At 33.8% G+C, this 25,899-nt stretch carries 23 protein-coding genes; 15 read left to right on the top strand and 8 right to left on the bottom strand.

From position 1 onward, the window contains the following. Positions 1-117: 117 nt before the first annotated feature. From AC4FQX_RS11965 to AC4FQX_RS11945, 5 genes are all read left to right on the top strand, one after another. Positions 118-1,032, top strand: a complete 915-nt coding sequence (locus tag AC4FQX_RS11965) for an SAM hydrolase/SAM-dependent halogenase family protein (protein ID WP_491167939.1) — start codon at positions 118-120, stop codon at positions 1,030-1,032. Positions 1,033-1,097: 65 nt separating this feature from the next. Beyond that, the gene (locus AC4FQX_RS11960) at positions 1,098-3,821 is read left to right on the top strand and encodes a TonB-dependent receptor (RefSeq protein WP_491167938.1); all 2,724 of its coding nucleotides are present in this window, start codon (positions 1,098-1,100) and stop codon (positions 3,819-3,821) included. Between the two features lie 406 nt (positions 3,822-4,227). Further along, a complete protein-coding gene (locus tag AC4FQX_RS11955; protein WP_491167937.1) occupies positions 4,228-5,229 on the top strand; it encodes an LLM class flavin-dependent oxidoreductase in 1,002 nt (333 codons plus the stop codon). A 192-nt stretch (positions 5,230-5,421) separates the two neighbouring features. Then, on the top strand, positions 5,422-6,153 hold the full coding sequence (locus tag AC4FQX_RS11950) for a YqjF family protein (protein ID WP_491167936.1): 732 nt from the start codon (positions 5,422-5,424) through the stop codon (positions 6,151-6,153). Between the two features lie 262 nt (positions 6,154-6,415). Further along, positions 6,416-7,708 carry a hemolysin family protein gene (locus AC4FQX_RS11945; protein WP_491167935.1) on the top strand — a complete coding sequence of 431 codons (1,293 nt, stop codon included), beginning with the start codon at positions 6,416-6,418 and terminating at the stop codon, positions 7,706-7,708. A gap of 100 nt (positions 7,709-7,808) precedes the next feature. Here the strand turns inward: AC4FQX_RS11945 and AC4FQX_RS11940 are convergent, their stop codons facing one another. After that, a complete protein-coding gene (locus AC4FQX_RS11940; protein WP_491167934.1) occupies positions 7,809-8,507 on the bottom strand; it encodes a TIGR00266 family protein in 699 nt (232 codons plus the stop codon). 542 nt (positions 8,508-9,049) lie between these two features. Between AC4FQX_RS11940 and AC4FQX_RS11935 the strand changes: the two genes are divergently transcribed. From AC4FQX_RS11935 to AC4FQX_RS11905, 7 genes are all read left to right on the top strand, one after another. Next, entirely contained in the window at positions 9,050-10,324 is a 1,275-nt protein-coding gene (locus AC4FQX_RS11935) for a TolC family protein (protein ID WP_491167933.1), read from the top strand. Between the two features lie 12 nt (positions 10,325-10,336). Then, positions 10,337-11,236 (top strand): HlyD family secretion protein, encoded by a 900-nt coding sequence (locus AC4FQX_RS11930; protein ID WP_491167932.1) that lies wholly within the window; start codon positions 10,337-10,339, stop codon positions 11,234-11,236. Then, positions 11,211-12,125: an ABC transporter ATP-binding protein gene (locus AC4FQX_RS11925; protein ID WP_491167931.1), complete on the top strand. Its 915-nt coding sequence runs from the start codon at positions 11,211-11,213 to the stop codon at positions 12,123-12,125. The genes AC4FQX_RS11930 and AC4FQX_RS11925 overlap by 26 nt, the downstream gene beginning before the upstream one ends. Next, the gene (locus AC4FQX_RS11920; protein ID WP_491167930.1) at positions 12,125-12,853 is read left to right on the top strand and encodes an ABC transporter ATP-binding protein; all 729 of its coding nucleotides are present in this window, start codon (positions 12,125-12,127) and stop codon (positions 12,851-12,853) included. The genes AC4FQX_RS11925 and AC4FQX_RS11920 overlap by 1 nt, the downstream gene beginning before the upstream one ends. A gap of 28 nt (positions 12,854-12,881) precedes the next feature. Continuing rightward, positions 12,882-13,982: an ABC transporter permease gene (locus AC4FQX_RS11915; protein ID WP_491167929.1), complete on the top strand. Its 1,101-nt coding sequence runs from the start codon at positions 12,882-12,884 to the stop codon at positions 13,980-13,982. A gap of 40 nt (positions 13,983-14,022) precedes the next feature. Continuing rightward, positions 14,023-15,141: an ABC transporter permease gene (locus AC4FQX_RS11910; protein ID WP_491167928.1), complete on the top strand. Its 1,119-nt coding sequence runs from the start codon at positions 14,023-14,025 to the stop codon at positions 15,139-15,141. 225 nt (positions 15,142-15,366) lie between these two features. After that, positions 15,367-15,864, top strand: coding sequence for a hypothetical protein (locus AC4FQX_RS11905; protein ID WP_491167927.1), 498 nt, complete (start codon positions 15,367-15,369; stop codon positions 15,862-15,864). Between the two features lie 39 nt (positions 15,865-15,903). Here the strand turns inward: AC4FQX_RS11905 and AC4FQX_RS11900 are convergent, their stop codons facing one another. From AC4FQX_RS11900 to AC4FQX_RS11885, 4 genes are all read right to left on the bottom strand, one after another. Beyond that, positions 15,904-16,953, bottom strand: a complete 1,050-nt coding sequence (locus AC4FQX_RS11900; RefSeq protein ID WP_491167926.1) for an o-succinylbenzoate synthase — start codon at positions 16,951-16,953, stop codon at positions 15,904-15,906. A gap of 165 nt (positions 16,954-17,118) precedes the next feature. Further along, positions 17,119-17,796 (bottom strand): metal-dependent hydrolase, encoded by a 678-nt coding sequence (locus tag AC4FQX_RS11895; RefSeq protein WP_491167925.1) that lies wholly within the window; start codon positions 17,794-17,796, stop codon positions 17,119-17,121. A 9-nt stretch (positions 17,797-17,805) separates the two neighbouring features. Continuing rightward, on the bottom strand, positions 17,806-18,708 hold the full coding sequence (locus AC4FQX_RS11890; protein ID WP_491167924.1) for a 1,4-dihydroxy-2-naphthoate polyprenyltransferase: 903 nt from the start codon (positions 18,706-18,708) through the stop codon (positions 17,806-17,808). A 117-nt stretch (positions 18,709-18,825) separates the two neighbouring features. Beyond that, the gene (locus AC4FQX_RS11885; protein WP_491167923.1) at positions 18,826-19,668 is read right to left on the bottom strand and encodes a 1,4-dihydroxy-2-naphthoyl-CoA synthase; all 843 of its coding nucleotides are present in this window, start codon (positions 19,666-19,668) and stop codon (positions 18,826-18,828) included. Positions 19,669-20,008: 340 nt separating this feature from the next. Here AC4FQX_RS11885 and AC4FQX_RS11880 point away from each other — a divergent pair, with 340 nt between their 5' ends. After that, positions 20,009-20,560, top strand: a complete 552-nt coding sequence (locus AC4FQX_RS11880; RefSeq protein ID WP_491167922.1) for a cysteine hydrolase family protein — start codon at positions 20,009-20,011, stop codon at positions 20,558-20,560. A gap of 13 nt (positions 20,561-20,573) precedes the next feature. Next, the gene (locus AC4FQX_RS11875) at positions 20,574-20,882 is read left to right on the top strand and encodes a hypothetical protein (RefSeq protein ID WP_491167921.1); all 309 of its coding nucleotides are present in this window, start codon (positions 20,574-20,576) and stop codon (positions 20,880-20,882) included. 316 nt (positions 20,883-21,198) lie between these two features. Here AC4FQX_RS11875 and AC4FQX_RS11870 read toward each other — a convergent pair whose 3' ends face one another. The 3 genes from AC4FQX_RS11870 to menD form a co-directional block, all read right to left on the bottom strand. Next, positions 21,199-22,041 (bottom strand): CvfB family protein, encoded by an 843-nt coding sequence (locus AC4FQX_RS11870; RefSeq protein WP_491167920.1) that lies wholly within the window; start codon positions 22,039-22,041, stop codon positions 21,199-21,201. 121 nt (positions 22,042-22,162) lie between these two features. Continuing rightward, positions 22,163-22,507: a DUF2853 family protein gene (locus AC4FQX_RS11865; RefSeq protein ID WP_491167919.1), complete on the bottom strand. Its 345-nt coding sequence runs from the start codon at positions 22,505-22,507 to the stop codon at positions 22,163-22,165. Between the two features lie 90 nt (positions 22,508-22,597). After that, positions 22,598-24,265: a 2-succinyl-5-enolpyruvyl-6-hydroxy-3-cyclohexene-1-carboxylic-acid synthase gene (menD, locus tag AC4FQX_RS11860; protein ID WP_491167918.1), complete on the bottom strand. Its 1,668-nt coding sequence runs from the start codon at positions 24,263-24,265 to the stop codon at positions 22,598-22,600. Positions 24,266-24,644: 379 nt separating this feature from the next. Here menD and AC4FQX_RS11855 point away from each other — a divergent pair, with 379 nt between their 5' ends. Further along, entirely contained in the window at positions 24,645-25,748 is a 1,104-nt protein-coding gene (locus AC4FQX_RS11855) for a phage tail-like protein (protein ID WP_491167917.1), read from the top strand. Positions 25,749-25,899: the final 151 nt, after the last annotated feature.

Raw genomic sequence — 25,899 nt, 5'->3', positions numbered from 1 at the left:
GTTAAGAAAAAAACAAAATAGTCAAATACCAATAGACTAATTGTGGAAATAAAATTTTAGTTTTGAGGGTTTAATACCTACTTATTTTTACAACAAATTTATTAAATCCTAACAATTATGAATAAAAATTTACTCTTTGTATTTTATCTCCTTTTACAATTTACCGTAACTTCTGTTAATGCACAAAATAACATTGTGGTTTTTCAGTCTGACTTTGGTTTAAAAGACGGAGCAGTATCTGCTATGAAAGGAGTTGCCAGCGGAGTTTCAACGGATCTAAAGTTATATGATGTTACTCATGAAATACCAGCTTATAACATCTGGGAAAGTGCCTATCGCTTAGCACAGACAGTAGCTTACTGGCCCCAAGGAACTGTTTTTGTTTCCGTTGTGGATCCAGGAGTAGGAACTACCCGCAAATCCGTTGTACTGAAAACGAACTCAGGTCACTTTATTGTTACTCCTGATAACGGTACACTTACCCTTATTGCAAAATCATTGGGAATAGCAGAAATGCGTGAGATCGATGAAGTAACGAACCGTCGTAAAGATTCTGAAAAATCATATACTTTCCATGGTCGTGATGTTTATGCTTATACAGGAGCCCGTTTAGCTGCCGGAGTGATCACATTTGAACAAATTGGATCTAAATTACCTAATCAGGTAGTAGATATTTCCTTTCAGGAAGCAATATTTGATGGTAAAACACTAAAAGGAACTATCGTCATATTAGACATTCAGTATGGTAATATCTGGACCAACATCCCTGCTGAACTGTACAAAAAAATGAATATTACATTTGGTGATAAATTACAGGTGACTATTTTCAATAAAGGAGTAAAAGTGTATGAAGCTAACATGCCCTATTCACACACTTTTGGAGATGTCCCACAAGGACAGCCCCTTGTCTATCTCAATAGTCTGATGGAAGTTTCATTAGCGCTGAATCAGGATAGCTTTGCTGCTGTTCATAAAATTGCTGCCGGTAATGAATGGAGTGTTGAGATCAAAAAAGCAACTATTAAGAAATAGAAAAGAACTCATTTAAAAAAATGATACACTTTTAAAACATCTCTTACTAAACATCTCAATTTATCATGTGGTTAAAAAAATCATTATATCTGTTTCTTGTTCTGATCTCCCTTACCGGTTTTGCACAAACAAGAACAATCAAAGGTACCGTTACCGAAAATAACGGTCAGCCTATATTTGCAGTAACAATAGCATCCAAACCTTCTAATGCTACGGCACAGACTCTGGAAAACGGTACATTTATTTTAAATGTTGCTAATAATGATACTCAGTTAAGTATTAGTTCAATAGGCTATGAAACAACCGTTATTCCGTTAACTAACGATGTCCATTATAATATTCAATTACACACCTCTCTTACTGATCTGGATGAAGTCGTATTAGTAGGCACACGCAGCACAGGTCGCACCCGTTTAAACAGTCCTGTTCCGGTTGATGTTTTTAATATTTCTCAATTACAAACACAGAGTCCCCAAGCAGATCTAAACCAGATGTTGCAATATGCTTCACCTTCCTTTAATTCAAACAGACAGTCCTCTTCTGACGGAGCAGAACATATTGACCCTGCTAGTATCAGAGGATTAGGTCCCGATCAGTTACTGGTATTAATCAATGGAAAACGAAGACATACCACCTCACTGGTAAACAACCAGGGAACTATCGGGAACGGTTCAGTAGGAACTGACCTGAACGCAATTCCGGCTTCTGCTATTGCACGTATCGAGATTTTACGTGATGGAGCCGCCGCCCAATACGGTTCCGATGCCATTGCAGGTGTTATTAACATCGTTCTGAAGAAAAACACAAACGAATTACAGATAGCAACAACCGGCGGTATTTCATCCAGAAATGATGGCGGTCTGGGGCAACTAAACGCAAATTATGGTACCAATCTTGGTAAAAACGGAGGGTATATCAATCTAACCGCCGAAGCCTATTTTAGAGATAAAACAACCCGCACCCAAAATCATAACCTTATTATTTTTGACCAGTCTGCTTTAGGGAATTTTTTCTCCTATGATTTTGCAGATGATCCCGCAGCCTCAAGAAAATACGATGATGAACAACTGGCTGCTCATGGCTTTGACCGGGACGATTTTAATTTTCAGATCGGTGACGCCAAAATAAAAAATATAAATAGTTTCTTTAATCTCGGTCTTCCTTTTCAGAACAACAAAGGAAGTTTTTACGCCTTTGGAGGATACAGTTTCCGTCAAGGTGAAGGATATGGATTCAGACGTCTTCCCAGTGAAACAGGAAATAACGTACCTTCTATTTTCCCATACGGTTTTCAGCCTAACACTACATCACATATTCATGATCGTTCTCTAGCTGTTGGAATAAACTATGAATTAGGAGAGTGGAAAGCAGACCTTAGTAATACATTAGGAGATAACCGTTTTGATTATATTGTGAACAATACCGTCAATGTTTCATTACAGGATAAATCCCCTACCCGCTTTGAAGCAGGAGGACATGAATTTTTACAAAACACAACCAATCTTGATTTCAGCAGAAATTTCAGCTCCATTGCAGCGGGTCTGAATGTTGCATTTGGAAGTGAATTCAGGATAGATAATTATCATATTCGTGAGGGCGAAGAGGCTTCGTGGAAAAACTACGGATGGAAGCAGAATCCGGACGGAACCATTACCGATGAGTTAAGTTTAACAGGTGGTTCCCAGTCCTTCAATGGTTTCTCTCCAACAAATGCAACAAACAAATCCAGAAATAACTTTAGTATCTATACAGATGAAGAGCTGAACATTACTGAAAAATGGCTGATCAATACCGCCGTGCGTTTTGAAAACTATAGTGATTTTGGATCAACCATAAACGGAAAATTGGCTTCCCGTTATAAAATCGGCTCTATAATAACCGTTCGAGGTGCTATTAGTACCGGTTTCAGAGCTCCTTCCCTGCATCAGCAATATTTCAGTTCCACAAGTACTGATATTTTACCAAACGGAAAAGTAGGGCAATCCGGATTTTTCACTAATGACAGCCCTGTTGCAAAAGCGCTGAATATACCTACTCTCAAAGAGGAAACTTCCCTAAACTACAGTTTAGGATTTACAGTAAAACCAACACAAAATTTTAATGTATCCGTAGACGGTTATTTAATTGACATCAAAGACCGCATTGTACTAACCGGAAGCTTTGGCTTTGACAGCTTTGGAGATCCAATACCGGAAATTCAGCAAATCCTTGAACCGTTAGGAGTAAGTTCTGCCCGTTTCTTTAGTAATGCGGTAGACACCCGAACGATTGGTGTAGATATTGTAGCAGATTATACTGTCAAAACAGGACAACATACCTTCCAGACTGCTTTAGGTCTTAATATGAACAAAAACAGTATAAGAGGAAGCGTTCATATCCCGCAACAGCTGATCGGACAAGAAGATATTTTCTTTTCTCCAAATGATCGTACTCTAATCGAAGAAGGAAACCCGAAAACAAAAGCAAACCTTTCGATAACGTACAGTTATAAAAAGATAAGTGCTACCCTAAATAATGTTTATTTCGGTCAGGTATCCCGTAACTCCTTCCCTTTTGGTTCTGTACAGAAACACGGTGGTAAAATAGTTACCGATCTGTCACTAAGTTACACACTGACCAATACTACATTTACACTGGGAGCAAATAACCTGTTTGATGTATTTATGGATAAACAAATCTATGATAACAGTTATTTTGGGGTCTTTAAATATGCTCCGGTACAAATGGGTACATTAGGAGCTTATTTCTTTGGTAGAATTACGGTTAATTTACCTGTTTCAAAAAGCTGATCCTTTTTTTTAAAATATAAAATCGCTCTTTTAATTAGGAGTACAATTCATTAAAACACCACACTACTCTTTTGACAGATGTTCAAAGAATAGTGTGGTGTTTTTTTACAGATAACATTTTACATCTCATAACATCAGATTACTCACTGAGACTGAAAACTTACTCACTACTCACTATTCAGCTAACCTTTGAACTTCTATAACTTTGAGTCTTTGTAACCTTATTATAGCCGATAGTTTCTGAATACTGAGACTGAAAACTTACTTACTGCTCGGCTAACTTTTGAATCTTTGTAACTTTGAAAACTGAAAACTGAAAACTGTATTTATTTTGTACCTTTAAAAGATTGTTTTCTCTTTTAAGAAACACTACCCTACTCCTCATTAATAACAGTAAGAATCTAAAATGAAAAAAATAAAACTAAGTATATTAGATCAGTCACAAATTCGCCGAGACAGTAATGCCCGGGAAGCCATACAGGAATCCGTTCAGTTAGCACAATATACCGACACTTTAGGATATACCCGATACTGGGTTTCAGAACACCATAATTTTAAAATGGTAGCAGGTTCAGCTCCTGAAGTGCTTATTCCTTTTCTGGCAAGTCATACAAAAAATATTCGGGTGGGTTCCGGTGGCATTATGCTGCCCAACCACAGTACACTGAAAGTCGCTGAAAATTTTGGGCTTCTGGCAACTATGTTTCCGGGCAGAATTGATCTGGGAATAGGTCGTGCTCCCGGTGGAGACCGTCTATGTGCTTATTTACTGAATCCGTCCAATAATTTTGAAGAGAAAGAATTTATTCAACAACTGATTGACATCAAGGCATTTCTAAAAGGTGATGATACTGAGGGAACCATGCATCAGAAAATAAAAGCTATCCCGATAGCAGAAACTATTCCTGAACTATGGATTCTGACCTCCAGTGGAGGAAGCGCTCAGTTTGCAGCCCATTTTGGTATGGCACTTTCTTTTGCTCAGTTCATTAACCCAAACGGAGGTCCTCAGGTCGCTGCAGAATACCGAAATAGTTTTAAACCTTCTGCCGAATTAACGAAACCAAAAGTAAATGTGGGTATCTTCGCTTTCTGTTCAAAAGACGAACAAAAAATCGAAAGATGGCGCACTGAATTTGATTACAGAATGTTACATATAGAATCCGGCACAACAGAACCACTCCCTTCTTTTGAAGAAATTAGCTCCATTCAGTACAACGAAGCCCAGAAAGCACGGATTATGTACAATCGTGGTCGGTTTATAGCAGGAACTCCGGAACAAGTAAAAGAAAAATTACTAAAAATAATTTCTGATTATGATACAGATGAAATTGTAATAGCCACTACCGCAGAAGATTTTGAAGACCGAAAAGAATCTTACCGATTAATTGCAGAAATGTTTCTTTGAGAAAAAGATTGAAAAATTCAGATCGAAGGCGTATAAAATCTTACGTTTTGTTAGAAGATTTAAAGATTCCGGAAAGAAGTATATAATCTCAATATCCGGTTTTTAAATTTTTTAATTTGCTTATAATGTCTTATATTAGTATACTATACCGGATTCGCCTGAATAGAATAACAATATCTAAATGAAACGACTATGAGTAAGATCAAAGCTATATTAAAATCCACAAACCACAGACCATGGAAATTACCTACTAAGGAATGGAAATATTATCAGGAATGGAATAATGCTCTTTTCTTTCACTGGGAAATCCCTGTAGAAATACTGAGACCGTTGGTTCCTGAGGGACTGACTATTGATACTTATAATGATACTGCCTGGGTTTCTCTGGTTGCCTTTACTATGGAAAAAATAAGACCTAAGAATCTACCGGCTTTTGCTCCTGTTTCTAATTTTCATGAGATCAACTTGAGAACCTATATAAATCATGATGGTAAACAGGGCGTTTATTTTTTAAATATTGAAGCAGAAAAACAACTGTCTGCTTTTATCGCTAAAAAACTATCCAGACTTCCTTATGAAAAAGCAACGATCCAACGTACATCAACAAGCTACCATTCTGTTAATGAAGCAAAAGATTTCCATCTGAATACCAGATTTAAAGTCAATAAGATCATTACCGAAAAAAGCGATCTGGATATATGGCTAACAGAACGATATTGCCTTTTTCTGGATGAAAAAGATAAAGTATTCCAATATGACATTCACCATAAAGAGTGGGAAATCAAAAATATAGGCATTAAAGAATTTAAGGTCAATTATAAAATAAGAGACCTGATCTTAGATAATGAAACAGTCGATCTGGTTCATTATTCAGATGGTGTTAAAGTAATCGCCTGGGAAAAAGAAGAAGTTATAATTGATTAAAGATTCGTAAAAAATAAACAATTAAAAAAAGATTACCAAAATAATACAAAAGGGCACTGTTTATAACTAAACAATGCCCTTTTCAGTTTAAATTAATAATTTTATTTAATAATTTAAGCACAGATTAAAAAGTGATTTTTTTATTCTATATCTTTACGCAAGATTCGGGATCATTGGTAACGCTACAAAACAATAGAATGATCCTAAAATAAATTATACAACAATTAATATTATAATAAATTTGTAGCACATTAAAAATAACATGGCACTCGACTTATTTATTACTTTTTTACTTGTTTTTATTAATGGTTTTTTTGTTGCAGCAGAATTTGCAATTGTCAAAGTCCGCTCATCACAACTGGAGATAAAAGTACAATCCGGTAATAGTGTTGCTATACTATCCAAACATATCGTCAGCCATTTAGATGGCTATCTGGCAGCCACTCAGTTAGGTATAACACTTGCCAGTTTAGGATTAGGATGGATCGGTGAACCCGTAGTTTCAAAAATTGTAATCAATACAATGGATCTTGTCGGAATTCAGATTGATGATACATTAGCCCATAATATTGCACTTCCTATTGCCTTTATTATTATCACTATATTACATATTGTTTTTGGAGAACTTGCTCCAAAATCTTTGGCTATCCAGAGATCTGAAAAAACAACAATGGTCATTGCTTATCCCTTACAGTTCTTCTATATTCTTTTCAGACCTTTTATATGGATTCTGAACGGAATAGCAAACTCTATCCTTAAGTTATTCGGTATAACAGCTGTACACGAAACAGAAATTCACAGTAATGATGAATTAAAATATCTGGTTCAGCAGGGAAAAGAAACAGGAAGTATCGAAGAGACCGATTATGACATTATTAAAAATGCATTCGATTTCTCTGAAAGAACAACAAAACAAGTAATGGTTCCGAGAACACAGGTATCAGCAATTGATATTAATGATTTCAATGAAGCTACACTTGAAAAAGTGATTGACGAAAACTACTCCAGAATTCCATGTTATGAAGATAATCTGGATAATGTAGTAGGTGTAGTGTATTTAAAAGATATTCTAATCAAAATGCGAAAAAATCAGGACATAAATATCAGCGAACTGATGCGTCCGATTTTAACAATACCGGAAACTAACAGAGTCGGGCAATTACTGAAAGACTTCCAATTAAAACATCAACAGATCGCAATTGTAGTGGATGAATATGGCGGAACTCAGGGTATTATTACAATGGAAGATATCTTGGAAGAGCTGGTAGGAGAAATTCAGGATGAATATGATAATGAAATTCCTTTTGTTACACAAACAGGCGATAAAACATTCTCTGTATTAGCTTCCGCTTCATTAGATGATATCAATGACCTCATTCCCCGTCCTATACAGATAGATGAACAATATGAAACATTAGCAGGGTATCTGATGCAGAAGTTCGGACGCATTCCGAACACCAATGAGAAAATAAGCTTTGACGGATATGAATTTACAGTCACTAAAAAAGTAAAAAGCTCTATTGTTTTGGTACAGCTTGTATATTTGGAAGAATAAAAAACCTTAAATCGCAATAAAAACGAGAACCCATCTATCCTTAAATAAAAACGACTTCTTTTCAGAAGTCGTTTTTATTTCCCAAACAGGTTTTTATTTATTATCCCAGTAAACGTCCGATAAGACCTGTACTTTTTCCATTTATACTTCCTATATGACTCAGAAATCCATCAAAACTACGAGTCTGAATATATACCGTTCCCGTACCTTTAAATCGGGCTACTAGTCCTTCACCACTGGTTATACTTGACAGAATACCTTTGCTGGCTTTTTCCATACTGTAAGTCAATGAGTCTTCCCATGCAACCATATGTCCGTTATCAATAACAATCTCTTCATTGTTTAGCTCTATTTTATGAATCGAACCGAAAGAATTCAGGAATAGTTTTCCTTTTCCTTCTGCTCTGATAATAAAAAGACCTTCTTTAGAGAAAAGACCTTTTGCCAGACTCTGTGTTTTAACACTTGTTGTTATAGTAGTTTCTGAGCATAAAAAAGCCCCTTTTTGTAATATCCATGGCTTACCGGTCATTTCTATTTCTACAATATTCCCGATTGAAACAGGTGCCAGACCTACTTTTCCTGCTCCGCGAGAAGCTGTCAAATCCTGTAGAAAAAAAGATTCTCCTGTAAGCATACGTCCCATTCCTTTCATTAATCCTCCCTGGGCTTTTCCTTTCACCTCAATTGTTGGAGCCATATAAACCATTGCTCCCGCTTCAGCCCGTAAAGTTTCCCCTGCTTCCAGATGTACCTCCAGAATGGGCATTGATCCCTGATATAAAATCTCTGTTTTCATTCTTAATTCTATTACTATTTAATAATTTCACAAACATAGAAATAAAAGAGCTATTTATAAAATGATATTCATCATGAAACAGAATAAAAAAGTATTTCAAACCTAAAAATCTTTTGCTATAATAAGCTAATCACCCTAAAAGCCGAAGGAAATAACAGAAACGGATCTTCACTTTCCAAAGACCGAAAAGCCGTTTCCATACCAAACAGTAAAAAAGAAAACTCCTCTAAAATATCCCATAACACAACTCCTATTTAATAAATTGTTTATCAGATGTTTAATATATAATTATTTTAATTAAATCAAATGATTTAATTATTTGATTTAATCATATTATTTAATTATTTTTGATTACCAACCATAAACCCTCTTCATATATTAATAAATATTATTTCACTTTCTGTTTTTCCATTTATTGCTGGATTCTGTATTAAAAATCATCTCTGATTCAGCTAATTTCAGTTTTGAAACTTTTATAGAAGAGCGAAGAATCTTAATTCCGTTATGGATTAAAACCATTTTAAAAATTAACTGAGAAGATCATGCAAAGAAAAATATTATATCCGGTTCTGTGCTTTATTTTCAGTAGTGTTTCTGCTTTCTCACAAAGTAAAATATTTTTAACTATTGAGGACTGTCAAAAAAAAGCCGCAGACAATTATCCGTTAATTCGACAATATGATCTGCTGAAACAATCCGGCCAATATAATTTGTCCAGTCTGAATAAAGGTTATTTACCACAAATCGCCGTCAATGCTCAGATCAGCTATCAGTCTGACGTAATTCAGTTTCCAATACATCTACCGGGAATCAGTATTCCTGAAATCAATAAAGATCAGTATAAAGCTACCATAGACCTGACACAAAGGATCTGGGACGGCGGAAATATTGCTTCTAAAAAGAAAATAACAGAAGCAGAGAATAAAGTGGAAATACAGAATACAGAGGTACAGTTTTATACTATAAAAGAACAGATCAATCAGCTTTATTTTAGTATTCTCAGTATCAAAGAACAGTTAAAACAACTGGAATATTTAGAGGATGATCTCCAAAATAGTTATACAACAGCTTCTGCCCTCTTTACTAACGGTACTGTAATGCAGTCTGATATAGATATTGTTCAGGTAGAAATCCTAAATACTGAACAGAGAAAAACAGAACTGACATCAGCGCTTCGGGCTTATAAGAAAATGCTTTCTGTTTTTATCAATGAAACAATTACAGAAAACACCCAGTTTAAAAAACCGATACAACCATTAATAAATCTGATACCTTCGATCAATCGTCCCGAACTATCCTTATTCAAGGAGCAAAGAAATTTATTTGATACACAGGAAAGTTATATTTCGGGTAAGAACAATCCACAATTCTCCCTTTTTGCACAAGGAGGATACGGAAACCCCGGGCTAAATATGCTATCTAATGATTTTGACACTTATTATCTTGCCGGTATCCGACTACACTGGAACTTTGGAAATCTGTACACCAAAAAAACAGAAATAAAACTGATTAAAAATAAAAAAGACCAAATTCAGAATCAGGAAGAAACTTTTCTGTTCAATACTAATCTTCAATTGATTCAGTCTAATGAGGAAATTCAAAAAATAAATGAACTAATCCAAAAAGATACTGAAATCATTACTCTTCGAAACCGAATTAAAACCGCTTCTGAAAATAAATATAAAAACGGAATATATACTATTAATGATCTTATCAGAGATATTAATATGGAAAATCAGGCATTACAGACTAAAATAATACATGAGATACAATTACTGTTAAGTATCTATAACTATAAAAATATTCAGGGAAATTAAAAACTATCACTTATGATTCGTAATCTACTTATTTTAACCTGCTCCATAATAGTAACCTCCTGTAAACAGAATAAAACAAATTATGATGCTTCCGGTATGTTTGAAGCAACCGAAATCATTGTTTCCGGTGAAACATCAGGAAAGCTGGAAACATTGGATATTACGGAAGGAATGGTCCTGATAAAAAACCAAAAAGTCGGCTCTATTGATAGTATCCAGCTATATCTGAAAAAATTACAGTTGTTAAAAACAAAACAGTCCGTAAATGTCCGCCGACCGGATATTACCGTACAAATAGCTGCTACAAAAGAACAGATTAAAAAAGCCCGATTTGAAAAAAACAGGATCGCTAATCTTTTAAAAGCAAATGCTGCTACACAGAAACAACTGGATGATATCGACTCTCAGTTAAAAGTATTAGAGCAAACCCTGAATGCACAGATCAATACTCTTTCTACTTCTGTAAACAGTCTAAATGAAGAAAGTGATGCTTATCAGATACAAGTCGCTCAAACAGATGATCTGCTAAAAAAATGCCAAATCATCAACCCAATCAACGGAACAGTTTTAGGTAAATATGCCGAAGCCGGCGAATTCATCATTCAGGGCAAGCCTTTATATAAAATAGCTGATACTAAACATTTGTTCCTTCGGGTATATATTGTTTCAGGACAGCTGGATAATATCAGAACAGGACAAAAAGGGACTGTTTTTATCACTCCTTCTAAAGGAGAAGCAAGAAGTTATCCAGGACAAATTACCTGGATCTCAGATAAAGCAGAATTTACGCCAAAAACTATTCAGACAGAGGATGAAAGACAAAATCTGGTATATGCTGTTAAAATAGCTGTCGAAAATACAGACGGATTAATCAAAATAGGAATGTATGGAGACGTCAATTTTAATCAATAACATTACTAAAAATTATAAAGAAGAAACTTTTATTAAGGCTCTAAACGGAATTTCTCTGACCATTAACAAGGGAGAGATATTTGGTATAATTGGTCCTGACGGCTCAGGAAAAACCAGTCTGTTCAGGATCATGACCACTCTACTTCTGCCTGATGAAGGAACCGTATCTGTTGAAGGCTTCGATATTGTAAAGAATTTTAGAGAAATTCGCAATATCATAGGATATATGCCGGGGAAATTTTCTTTATACCAAGATCTGTCAGTACAGGAAAATCTTGATTTTTTCGCTCAGCTGTTTCATACCTCTGTTGAGGAAAACTATGATCTGATCAAAGATATTTATGACCAGATCAAACCGTTTAAAGAACGTAAAGCAGGAAAATTATCCGGAGGAATGAAACAGAAACTAGCTTTATGCTGCGCACTGATCCATAAACCGAGAGTATTATTCCTGGACGAACCCACTACCGGAGTAGACCCCGTATCCCGAAAAGAATTTTGGGAAATGCTCAAAAGACTAAAACAACAAGGAATCACAATTCTGGTATCAACGCCTTATATGGATGAAGCAAAATTATGTGACCGTATCGCACTGATACAATCCGGTGAAATACTTTCTGTTAATACTCCTGCTACTATCGTAAAGGAATATAAAAAGACCATATACTCCTTTCGCTGTTCTAAAAACTATCTGTTATTAAACCATTTAAGAACAAATTCGGCAGTACATTCCTGTTATATTTTCGGGGAATATCTCCATGTCACATTAAATGAAGATACTGCAATCACTTTACTAAAAACAGAGCTGGCAGAAGAATATAAAGATTTAGAAACAAAAATAATTGAGCCGGGTATAGAAGATTGTTTTATACAATTAATGAGTAAATAATGGAAAAGATCATACAAATCCATAATCTGACAAAAACCTTTGGTGATTTTACAGCTGTAAACGCTATCTCTTTTGAAGTATCAAAAGGAGAGATTTTTGGCTTTCTGGGAGCTAACGGAGCAGGAAAAACAACCGCAATGCGCATGTTATGCGGTCTGCTCTCCCCTACTTCAGGAGAAGCTTCTGTCGCAGGGTTTAATATTTATAAACAAACGGATAAGATCAAACAAAATATCGGTTATATGAGTCAGCGGTTTTCGCTCTATGAAGATCTTACCATAAAGGAGAACATGAGACTCTTTGGCGGAATATACGGAATGAATAAAAAAGAGATTCAGTTAAAAACAGAAGAATCTTTACAGGAATTGGAGCTGGTCTCTGAAAAAAACACTTTGATAAGCTCACTACCTCTTGGTATAAAACAGAAAGTATCCTTTACCGTTTCAATTTTCCATACTCCAAAAATCGTATTTCTGGATGAACCTACCGGCGGAGTAGACCCTATTACCAGACGAAAATTCTGGGAAATGATTTACCAGGCAGCAGAAAAAGATATTACTGTTTTTGTGACGACACATTATATGGATGAAGCTGAATATTGTAATCGAGTATCTATAATGGTAGATGGCAAAATCAAAGAACTTGATACTCCTTTTCATTTAAAGAAAAAATTTCAGGCAGATACTATAGATGATGTTTTTCAGGCATTAGCCCGTAAAGTAATGTAATAATTTGAAAATAGAATACTCAAAACCTATGAACCAATTTAAAAGTTTTGTAAAAAAAGAGTTCCTGCATATTTTTCGGGATACACGAACAATGCTTATGTTACTGGCAATGCCTATAGCACAACTCCTTATTTTTGGGTTTGCCATTACTACTGAAATCAATAACACTCCCTTTGCTGTACTGGATCAGTCTAAGACAGTTACCTCTGCACAACTGATCGAAAAGATAAGTAAAAATAGCCGATTTAGTCTGATAACCAGTATCTCTTCCTCCAATCAAACTGAAAAGCTGTTTCAGCAGGGAAAAGTAAAATTGATCTTAATTATTCCTTCTGATTTTGACACCAACCTGAACAAACTGAATACTGCGGATGTACAGATACTCATAGATGCCTCAGATCCAAATGAAGCCTCAACAATACGGTCTTATGCAGAACAAATTATCATATTGTATCAGCAGAAGTTATCAAATGGAAATACCCTTCCGACAATAAAGCCTGAAATCAAAATGCTATATAATCCACAGTTAAAAAGCGCCTATAATTTTGTTCCCGGTATCATGGGACTAATACTAATGCTTATCTGCGCCATGATGACCTCTATTTCTATCGTTAAAGAAAAGGAACAGGGCACCATGGAGATTCTGCTGGTCTCTCCTATTAAGCCAATATTTATTATCTTGGCAAAAGTGATTCCTTATTTACTTATTGCTATGACAGATGTAGTCTGCATCCTTCTCCTGTCCGTTTTTGTATTAGATGTACCAGTAATTGGCAATATCTTTTTAGTATTGCTTTTAAGTTTATTATTTACATTCTCAGCTTTATCACTCGGTCTGCTAATATCGTCTGTCACACAGACACAACAAACTGCTATGATGATATCCGGTGTAGGTCTCATGCTTCCCACCCTGTTATTATCCGGACTAATCTTTCCTATTGAAAATATGCCTTGGATATTGCGTATGATCTCAAATATTATCCCTGCTAAATGGTATATTACAGCCATAAAAAATATAATGATTAAAGGTCTGGATTTTTATTCCATTCTAAATGAATGCCTGATCCTTCTGGCAATGACAATCCTATTACTTTTTATTAGTATCAAACAGTTTAGAGAACGATTATAAAACAGTTCTACTTTTTCAGGAAAACACTAGTATTCAGACTATGAGAACATTACCATATTTACTTCAAAAAGAATTCCTTCAGATATTCAGGAATAAAATGATCCTAAGACTGATTATTCTATTACCTGTGATACAGTTATTGATACTTCCGCGGGCAGCTACTTTTGAACAGAAAAATATCGCTTTGAGTATTGTAGATAATGATCGTAGCAGTTCCTCTTTAAAACTAATCGAAAAGATCACTTCCTCCGGATACTTTCAATTATCAGATTATTCAGATTCTTATTCTAAAGCGATCACTGCAATCGAAACCAATAAAGCAGATATAATTATAGAAATCCCTGTTTATTTTGAAAAAGACCTGCAACAGGGAAACAATACTTCTTTAATGCTCTCTATAGATGCTGTTAACGGACAAAAAGCAGGGCTGGGACTAAACTATTTACAACAAATACTGCTGAATTATAACAGCGAATTACTGAATACGGGAAATGCAGTCCCGAATATAAACAGTATAAAAAAGATCAATACTGTTCCTTACTACAGATATAACACTAAAATGGATTATGTGCATTATATGGTTCCGGGTATTTTAGTAATGTTGTTAACACTGATTGGAGGAATGCTGTCTGCTCTTAATATTGTAAAAGAAAAAGAAATCGGAACAATAGAACAGATTAATGTAACTCCCATTTCTAAACCTGTTTTTATTCTGGGAAAACTAATTCCTTTCTGGATAATCGGTTTTTTTATCCTTACAGTTGGAATGGGAATTGCATGGATTGTATATGGTTTATTCCCTTTAGGAAATATCTTAAACCTGTATTTTTTTGCTTTCTTCTATCTTTTAACATTCTCAGGAATGGGACTACTAATTTCAAATCACTCAGATACTCAACAACAGGCAATGTTTGTTTGTTTATTTCTGTTTGTCATATTTTTCCTTTTGAGCGGACTGTATACTCCCATAAGCAGTATGCCGGAATGGGCACAAATTGTAACCCGATTTAATCCCGTTCGTTATTTTGTCGAAGTCATGCGACTAGTCTATATGAAAGGAAGTAATCTGAACGATATTCTTCCTCAATTACTATATACTATCGGTTTTGCTTTCTTTTTTAATATACTGGCAATTTACAGTTATAAGAAAACAAGCTAAAAAATATAGTATTTCTAGGTTAAAAAACCTAAAAAAATCTTTATCTTTAGTAATTACTAACGTATCGTTAGCGCTTAATTTAGAAATAAAAAAATATTTCAAGTTTACAATAAGATTATTTTTATTTCTAAGATATATATCAAACATTTTATTTATTTTTAATAGAATTATAATTATTCATCATAACCCATCAAAAGTATTTATTACCAATACAATTATTATAAAATGAAAAAAATATTTTTATTATCCTGCCTGAGTCTGTTATTTTCCTGTAAAAGTATTCAGACCGGTTCATCAAAAAAATCAACTGCAAACTCTAAAAACAGTTTTTTAAGTTTTAAGAGATTTACAGTACTTGAAACAAATGAAGTCGATACTAATCAGAAGAAAAAAGCTTATGAACTGGGTCAGAGAATGCCTGCCAGTTGTAATACTTCTCAATTAAAAAGGTACACAACAGCAGAAGCGACAGAAGAAGTCATTAATAATATAACTTCGGAAAAACTATCTAAAATATGTAAAAGCATACATAAAAGAAATGGTGATTTTGAAGGAATGGTCTTTATCGAAGCAATCTATGATAAAAGAGAAAAAAGTACAATATACCGATTTAAAGCTACTTATGAAAAAACAGCAATACCAAAAGAAATAAGAGTAACCATGAATGAGGATAATAAGGTATCCGGAATCACTTCAAAAGAATGGAAAGAAAAATATCAATAATACCTCTTACAGAACTTTTATAAGGATTCATTTTTTATATCATTTTAAAAAATCAGATAATCCTACTTTCCAGAATAACGAAGTATCATAACCCAAAGCTCCGTTTTTGACCACTAAAGGAGCATCAAAATTATTCGTATAAAGACCTCCTGTGCCAAGTCCCTGAGGCATTGGACTGTTTTGTAAAAAGGTCCATTGCGCTATCGCATTTAACCCTATATTACTTTCCAAAGCGGAAGTGACCCACCATCCGACACCCTGCTTTTCAGCAAGATCAATCCATTCTTTTGTTCCTTTAAAACCTCCTACCAAGCTCGGTTTTAAAATAATATACTGTGGACGGATCTCTTGTAATACTGCTTCTTTGTTCCTGATTCCAAACACACCTATCAGTTCTTCATCAAGTGCAATATCAATTGGTGTGTTTTTACACAATAAAGACATTTCTTTTCGCTGATTTTTAGCAATAGGTTGCTCTATACTATGAATTTTAAATTCTGCTAAACAATTCAGCTTATCTAGTGCATCTTCTGGTTTAAAAGCACCGTTAGCATCTACTCTTATTTCTATTTGTTCAGAAGTAAAATTTTCTCTGATGAAACGCAATAACGAAAGCTCTGCGTCAAAATCAATAGCTCCTATCTTTAATTTGATACAGTTATAGCCAATTGCCAGTTTCTCCTCTATCTGCTCCTTCATATAATCCGCCTCTCCCATCCAGACCAGACCATTAATCGGAATTGTTTTTTTACCCTGCGTAAAAGCAGAAGGAAATAATAAAAACGGATTTTCACTTTCCAAAGACTGAAAAGCTGTTTCCATACCAAACTGTAAAGAAGGAAACTCTTGTAAAACATTCCATAACACTTCTTTTCCTAAATGAATATTTTCACAGATCCACTGTAATTTTTCTTCATAATCAGAACGATCATCAATACTCAAACCTCTTAGAATACCACATTCTCCTATTCCTTTTCTCCCTTCCTTTTCAAGAAGAATGAACCAAGTCTCTTTTTCAGTCATCACCCCTCTGGAAGTACCGCTTGGTCTTTTAAAATTAAGTAAATATTTATGATAAGATGCTTTCATAATTAGTTGATAATATATAATTGATAGTTGATAGTCTCAGTTCACAATATCCCAAAAAACTTTGCGACTCTGTAACTTTGTGAGAAAAATCCCTTTGCGAACTTTGCAGTTAAATTCACTTTTCACCTCTTAAAAAACTATAAATTATACATTATCAACTGTAAACTATAATTCTATAGAACTCCCTATTTCCAGTAGCATCAAATCTTTTCCTTTATCAAAGAATTTACGCTTTGAAGCCTCATGATCAATCTCTATATAACCGAAAGTGTCAAAGTGATATCCTAATATCTTATCACAGGCAACAAAATCAGAGGCAATAATAGCATCCTCTACATCCATTGTAAAATTATTACCAATAGGAAGAATTGCCAGATCCAGTTTAGTACGTAAAGGAATCTGTTTCATATCCATAGTCAGAGCAGTATCTCCTGCTATATAAACATTTTTATGCTCTCCTTCGATAACGAAACCTCCCGGCTGACCACCATAAGAACCGTCAGGGAAAGAACTACTGTGAACTGCTACAACATATTTAAGTCTTCCAAATTCAAAATCCCAACTACCTCCATGGTTCATAGCATGTGTTTCATACCCTCTTTTATTGTAATAATCTGCTATTTCTGCATTAGAAACAATAACAGCTCCTGTTCTGGTTGCAATCTGCTCTACATCAAATGTATGATCGTTATGAGCATGTGTTACTAATATATAATCTGCTTTAAGAGTATTTACATCTATATGTGCTGCTTTTGGGTTTGCACTGATATAAGGATCAACGATAATATTAATATCATCTACCTCAATACCCAGACTTGCATGCCCATAAAATGTTATTTTCATAATATATTTTTAAAAGATTAAACAAATTGACAATAAAAATGTCACTGTAAAAGTACTCAAAGCCAAGACTTTTAACTGTGGATCTAATGCTCTCGGTTCTTTATTATTATAAACTATTCTCAAGTGATTCAGTAAAGGGAAAAAAGCAATAACAAACAGATACTGATCAATTCTGAATTTGGACAAAATAGCAAAAATCAGAAATAGACATAAAGCTCCCAATATTAAAAAATAATGATAATTTTTTGCTGTTGTACTACCTAATTTCACTACCAGAGTATTCTTACCTACTTTTGCATCAGAAACAACATCTCTCATATTATTTAAATTCAAAACTCCAACACTTAGCAAACCAATAGCTGCTGCAGGATAGATCAATAAATAATCAATATGTTTTGCAAAAAGAAAATAAGTCCCTAATGTACTTACCAGACCAAAAAAGATAAAAACGAACAGATCGCCAAAACCACTATATCCGTAAGCGTTTTTCCCTACTGTATATTTAATAGCGGCTAAAATAGCTAAAACTCCCAGTATCATAAAGAAAATACTATATCCTAAATATTTAGTTCCAAAAGAAAAATAGATCAGAAGTAAAGCACTGATAAAGGACAGAACAGCAGCTACAATAATTCCTTTTTTCATTTCTTTAGCAGTAATTGCACCACTCTGAACCGCTCTCATGGGACCTATTCTGTTCTCATTATCTGTCCCTTTCACCCCATCTCCATAATCATTTGCAAAATTAGAAAGAATTTGTAACCCTAAAGTCGTTAATAAAGCAAACCCAACTATTTTCCAGTTAAAATAGGATTGCGACAAAGCGTAGAAACTTCCTAATATAATCCCTGAAACAGATAAGGGCAATGTACGTAAACGGGCAGCTTCAACCCACGCTTTTGTATTATTCATATATTTTTTAATTAATAGTTTCTTTTCAATTGATAATTAATAGTTTTCAATATTGCATATTTTCTTTGTCCCTTTGAACCTCCTATAAGACTTTCGGACCTTCGGCTTTAGACTTACTCAAGGTATCCACTTAATATCTTTAAAATTTGGTTTTCTCTTCTCTAAAAAAGCGTTTCTTCCTTCCTTAGCTTCATCAGTCATATACGCTAAACGGGTCGCTTCTCCAGCAAAAACCTGCTGCCCCACCATCCCATCATCAGTAGCATTCATTGCAAATTTCAACATCTTGATAGAAGTAGGTGATTTTTGAAGAATTTCCTGCGCCCATTCAAAAGCAGTATCTTCTAATTCTGCATGTGGAACTACTGCATTTACCATTCCCATATCAAAAGCTTCCTGAGCAGAATAGTTTCTTCCTAAGAAAAAGATCTCTCTGGCACGTTTCTGACCAACCATTTTTGCTAAATAAGCAGACCCGTAACCTCCGTCAAAACTAGTAACATCAGCATCAGTTTGTTTAAAAATAGCATGTTCCTTACTGGCTAATGTCAGGTCACAAACAACATGTAAACTATGTCCTCCACCAACAGCCCATCCGGGAACAACTGCAATAACTACTTTTGACATAAAACGGATCAGACGTTGTACTTCCAGAATGTTCAGACGATGCATACCGTCTTCTCCAACATATCCCTGATGTCCGCGAGCTCTCTGATCTCCTCCACTACAAAAAGAATAAATACCATCTTTACTTGACGGCCCTTCTGCAGAAAGCAAAACTACCCCTATTGAAGTATCTTCCCTTGCATCTAAAAACGCATCAAATAATTCACTTGTGGTCTTAGGGCGAAAGGCATTTCGAACATCTGGTCTATTAAAAGCAATCCTTGCAACACCGTCTAACTTTTTATAAGTAATATCATCGTATTCCTTTACCGTTTTCCAATTCAGTTTAGTCATAATTCTTAATTTTAGGGTAAATTTAAAGCATTTTTTACAATCTACTCCTATTCTTAATTTCAATTTGTAATGAAAAAAAAAATCTTAGATGCTATACTCAGAAATACAGTATTATCAGATTATTTACAAACTTATGAATTCCAATTTATTATTCGTGCCGGACACTAAAACATTGCCCTTTATGATCTCAGAAAACGGAGAAATCTTATTTCAACACACAATATAAGTGTTTTTCAAGTCAATCTAATTTTTAATTAACTTTGATTAAAACAATACTTGAAATAATTATTAAAAAAGAGTAACTTTGTCTAAGAATAAATAACATTTGAAATGAATATCTATGAAAAATAAAGCTTTAATAATTATAGATTATACTTATGATTTTATTGCTACTGACGGGAAACTGACCTGTGGAAAACCGGGACAATTAATCGAAATCGATATTCTTAATCTGGCAGAAAAATTCAGATCTGAAAAAGAGCAGATAATAATTGCTTCTGACAAACACGAACTAAATGATCCTTTCCATCCTGAAACAAAACTGTTTCCGCCTCACAATATTGTAAACACAAAAGGAAGAGAACTTTACGGAAAAATTTCAGACTGGTACAATCAGAATAAGAACAATACACTTATTCATTTTATGGATAAAACTAGATACAGTGCTTTTGCAGGCACTGATCTGGATATTTTCTTACGAGCAAGAAATATATCCGAAATACATATATCCGGTGTCTGTACAGATATCTGCATTCTTCACACACTAGTAGATGCATATAATTTGGGGTATAAAATAGTCGTTCATAAAAACACCGTTGCAAGTTTTAATTCTACAGGGCATAAATGGGCTCTGGAACATTTTAAAAATGTTTTAAATGCAGATATAATTTAAAAACAAAATAATAATGTATATTATAGTATTATTAATAGTAATTCTTTCATGTATTATAGGTTATTTTCTATTTTATGTAATTAAGAACCAAATAAAATATAATCCTAAAGATGAATATTTTAAAGTAACAGATCCTAATATTATATATGAGTTAATAGACCTTCAGTTTTTGTATTCAACTTATAAAACAGAAGAAGGAATAATCTACAAAAGCTCTTTACAAGAAGCCAAGATGCATTATTTATACAAAAAATTAAAAGTGCTATTAAAAAAAGATATTGTTTATATCTCTACTGAATTCAAAGCCTTTTTCAACGAATAATCAGCAACTATAATTCTTTTTTAAAATTTATTAGTGCTTAACTAAAGCTAAAATAGGATGATACAAATCTTAAAAAACCTTTTTACCAGAGATCTGGAAAAGCTAAAGGAAGAAATTAACCTATAATTCTGATGAAAAAACAATATGGATCACCCATCTTGCCTATCATCTGGGACAGGCAAATTATCACAGAAGACTTTTAGACCATCCATAAAGATGTAAAATGTAAAAAAGGAAACTAAATTTAGAATATATTTTATATACAGAACATCGTAAATGTCTTTCTTCTTGTTTCTTGACTCTTTGATCTAAAAAACTAATTTTCTTTAACCAGATAAATACCATCTTCTTTTATTTCAATCAGCTTTTGTTTAAAAAGGGATCCGATCGCTTTCTTAAATGTCTTTTTGCTCATTTTAAGAACCGTTTTAATATCTTCCGGATGACTACTGTCATTTAATCTTAAAAAACCTCTGCTAGCTCTTAATTCATTCAATATCTTTTCTGCATTTGGCTCAATATTTTCATAACCCAACTTTTGCAATGAAACATCTATTTTATTATCCGGTCGGATATTCTTAATAATGCCTCGCATACGATCACCTGTACGGATATCATCATAAACCTCATCTTTATATAATAGCCCTTTATGTTGTTCATTAATAATAACATTAATACCCACTTCAGTAATATGAGAAACGATCAGATCGACTTCTTCAAATTTTTCGACTGTAAGATGGTCATTATTCAAAAACTGATTCGTTTTACTTGAAGCCACTAAACGATTAGTCTTTTCATCCATATACAGATAAACCAGATAGCGCTTTCCTTTCTCCATGGGTCTTGCCTGTTCCTTAAAAGGTACCAGAATGTCTTTTTCCAGACCCCAGTCCATAAAAGCCCCTACCTGATTGACATAATTGACTCTCAGCAAAGCAAATTCATTTAATAATATATAAGGCTCAAGCGTTGTTGCAACAGGTCTTTCTTCATGATCCAGATAAACAAAAACAGTTAGTTCATCCCCTATCTCAAATTCTCTCGGAACATATTTGTTCGGCAAAAGAATATCTTCATTTTCATTTCCGTTACCTAAAAAAAGTCCTACTTGAGTGTCTCTTAAAATGGTAAGTGTATTATATTTCCCTATTTCAATCATCTTTCTTATTTATTTTCAAAGATGCAAAGTTACAAAGTTTCAGGCTGTAAGATCAAAAAACCTATTAAATAAAAAAAGCACTACAGTTTGTAGTGCTTTTATCCTTATTGTTTGATGATAATTATTTATTATAAACAGCTTCTTTTTTAAAGTGTACTGTTAATAAATAATATACTACCACTCTATATTTATTTTTATTAGAACGACCGTATTTTTCAAGTACCGCATCAATTGCTTTATCTAATTCCGGACTGTTAGCTAATCCTAATTTTTTAATTAAGAAGTTATTTTTAACAGTGTCTAACTCTTTCTGGTCAGTTCCTGCAACTGTAGAAGAATCTGCATTATAAATAGATGGTCCGCATCCAACTGTTACTTTTGTCAACAGATCCATGTTCGGAGTTACACCACACTTATCCTTAAGATCTGCGGCATACTTTACAATTAATTCGTCTCTTTTGCTCATAGTTTTAAATTTTTATTTTGTAAATAAGATTTATACTTCTACCAAATGTACGGAAAATAAATACAATATGCGAACAATTTGACTAATAAATTAAGACAGATTCTTAAAGTAATTAATGAGAATATCATTGTTAATTTTAGTTGGTGTAAAAATTTCAAAAATAGCAGGCTGTTGCTCTTCTTTATAAAAAATATCTAAGGTTGATTTAATCTCTTCTTCATTCTGAGCTGTATAATAGCTAAACCCAAACATTTTTGCCAGATGTTCTGCTGTAAGATGGTGAGACGTTTCAAAATAAGTATTAAAAACAGGACTTTCCTTATGTCCGGGAAGAATCCTGAAAATACCTCCTCCTCCATTATTAATCAGTATGATCCTAAAATTTTCAGGAATATAACTATTCCATAAAGCATTACTGTCATAGAAAAAACTAATATCTCCGGTAATCAGAATCGTTTGTTTTCCATTAACTGTGGCAGCCCCCACTGCGGTAGAAGAACTTCCATCTATACCACTCGTACCTCGATTGCAAAACACCTCAACTGAAGGATCAATATCAAACAACTGCGCATATCGTATCGTAGAACTGTTACTTAACTGAAGCTGACTACCCTTTGGTAAACCCGGAAGAATCTTTTCAAACACCTTAAAGTCAGAAAAAGGAACAGAAGCAAGATACTGATTATGTTTTTCCCTTCTGACTTTGTTGATCACTTCTAAATTGAGTTTATAATCACTTTTTACAAAAATAGTCAGAGGCAAAAAGGTTTTGAAAAATAACTGAGGAGTAACTACAAAATGTTTGCTCAGACACTGATAGGTATCATAAGCTCTCAGCATATCAATATGCCAGTGCTGCTGCGGTTTATAATTACGTAAAAAAGCCTTAATTCTTTTAGAAACAACCATTCCTCCAAAAGTAACCAGAATTTCCGGCTGAAAAGCTTCAAAATCCTGTGATGTAAATGGCGTTATAATAGTATCAATACTATTTAAAAAAGAAGAGTGATGTAAATTAGAAGTTATTTCTGTCATTACTACAACAGAAGGATCCTGTACCAGTTGATTGATTATTTCCCTATCAATCTGATCCGGTTCATTCACACCCACCAAGATCAATTTTTTAGTTGCTTTATTCCAGCTTTCTGCAAAAGGAGATAAATCTGAAACAGTAACTGTCTTTTCTTCTTCCTGAAAAGGAATAACAGACGGATGAACTGCTAATTCAGAAACCGTTTCATATAAAGGCTCCTCAAAAGGAGCGTTAATATGTACCGGTCCTTTCTGTGAAAGAGCCGTATTAATTGCTTCATTTATTCTAATATCATTTTCTTTTTCAAATACAATATCATTTTTCAGATTTGCATTATACAGAGAGTGATTCAGATATACATTCTGCTGACGGATCGTTTGTCCATCGCCAATATCTATTTTTTCAACAGGTCGATCTGCTGAAATGACAATTAACGGAATCTGACTGTAAAAAGCTTCTGCAACAGCCGGATAATAATTCAATAATGCAGAACCGGAAGTACAGACAACCACTACCGGTCTGTGAATCTGCTGTGCAATTCCCATTGCAAAAAAAGCAGCACACCGTTCGTCTGCTATACTGTAACATTTAAAACTAGGATCGCTTACAAAGCCTATGGTTAATGGTGCATTTCGTGAACCCGGAGAGATCACAATATCAGTGATTCCTTTAGCTAAACAAATCTGAATTATACTTTGTGCCAAAGGTATTTTAGGATAAATCATTATACTTTTAAAGTTGGTTTTGAATACTTATTTTAATTTGTGTGCTTTCAGAATCTAAAAGACAAACAAAGTTAAACCGAAATTATGGATAAATTAACTGACACCATCAGATTATTCAATTTATAGATAACCAAATCATTGTCTGACCTACAAAAGATAAAGTTATGCAGACTTTGGAAAGTAAAAAACTACCTTTAATAGGTTAAAAATAAATATATCTCTGTCCAAAAAAATAAAATCATTCATAATAAAATGTATTTATTTAATATACAGAATATAAAATTCAATGAATTAAATTTACCTTTTACTAGTATATTGTTAATAAAAAACCTTAATTATAGTAAGTTTACCCCTATTAATTCAAAAAATTAAATTTAAGATGAAAAAAATATTTTTAGGGTTATTAAGTTTATCTCTTTTTAGTACTGTTTTTTCTCAGACCAGTATCGGCACACATACTCCCGAAGGTGCTCTGGACATCTCTTATCCTGATAATAAATGGGGCTTAGTTCTTCCTCAGATTAATCAAGCAGAGAATACCGAAAATCCTACAGGGAAGCCTATAAAACAAGGAACTGTTGTTTATGATCTGAAAGAGAAGTGTATTAAATATTATAATGGCTTAAAATGGAGCGGATGCTTATTAGGAGAATCTATTCTTAATCCTATAAATCTGGAATGTAGTTCAGCTGTTCTGAATAAAGATATTATTGCTAATTCCCCAATCGCTACCGGAACAACAGTTTCCATTCCTTATTTTAATAAAGGAGAGATTCTGGAGTATGATGGGTCTATCACTCTTGAATCAGAGGGTGTAACCGGATTGATGGCTGCTCCTATTTCGAATTTTTTTAATAAAGGTTCAGGTAATTTAGTGTTTTTTATTTTCGGAACTGCTTCCGCTAAAGGTGAAGCCAAATTTTCTTTGAATATAGCAGGAATAAATTGTGAGTTTATTATTACTGTAAAGAATAATACAACAACTAATCCTATTCTTGCTTGTGATATGAATAATCAATTAAACTCTGCCACACTAAATGGTAAACATATAATAAACGGAGAAGAAGTGATGGTTACTTATACTACTTCAAATGTAAAAAATTATGCGAATTCAGGAACTTCTTGTAATACGCGTCTGGCACCAAATAAAGGTTTCCATTTAGGGTATAATAATACGCCCAGCAGCATTACCATTACCTTTTCCCGTCCTGTAACCAATGTAGGAGTCGCTTTTATATCTGCACAACCTGGCGAAGTGTTTACCTTTACAACAAATGGAACGAAACCAATTAAACTAGGAGTTGATAGTACTTGCGCTGACAGAATCAGCATAAATGGTAATAAAATAAGCTTCCCGGGGAACTTCGTAGGAGGAGATATTAATGTAGGCGGAACATCGTTTACAGTGTTAAAAATTGAACATAATGGAAAAGAATTAGGTGCTATATTCGCTTTCTGTTTTAATAGCACCAGTACTATATAAATAATAAAAATTTTAATTTATATATTTTAAACCATAGATAGATTTAGAACCTGTGGTTTTTTGCTCTTTTTCCGGATATATTAATTCTTTTTTTTGGTGGTTTTTTTCAACTGTTTTTTATTTTTTCTACTATTTAGATGATTGTCTTGAT

Source organism: Flavobacterium sp. AK-301, from assembly GCF_058310215.1.
The sequence above is the reverse complement of the archived record's forward strand: the minus strand, read 5'-3'. Positions and strand labels throughout refer to the sequence as shown.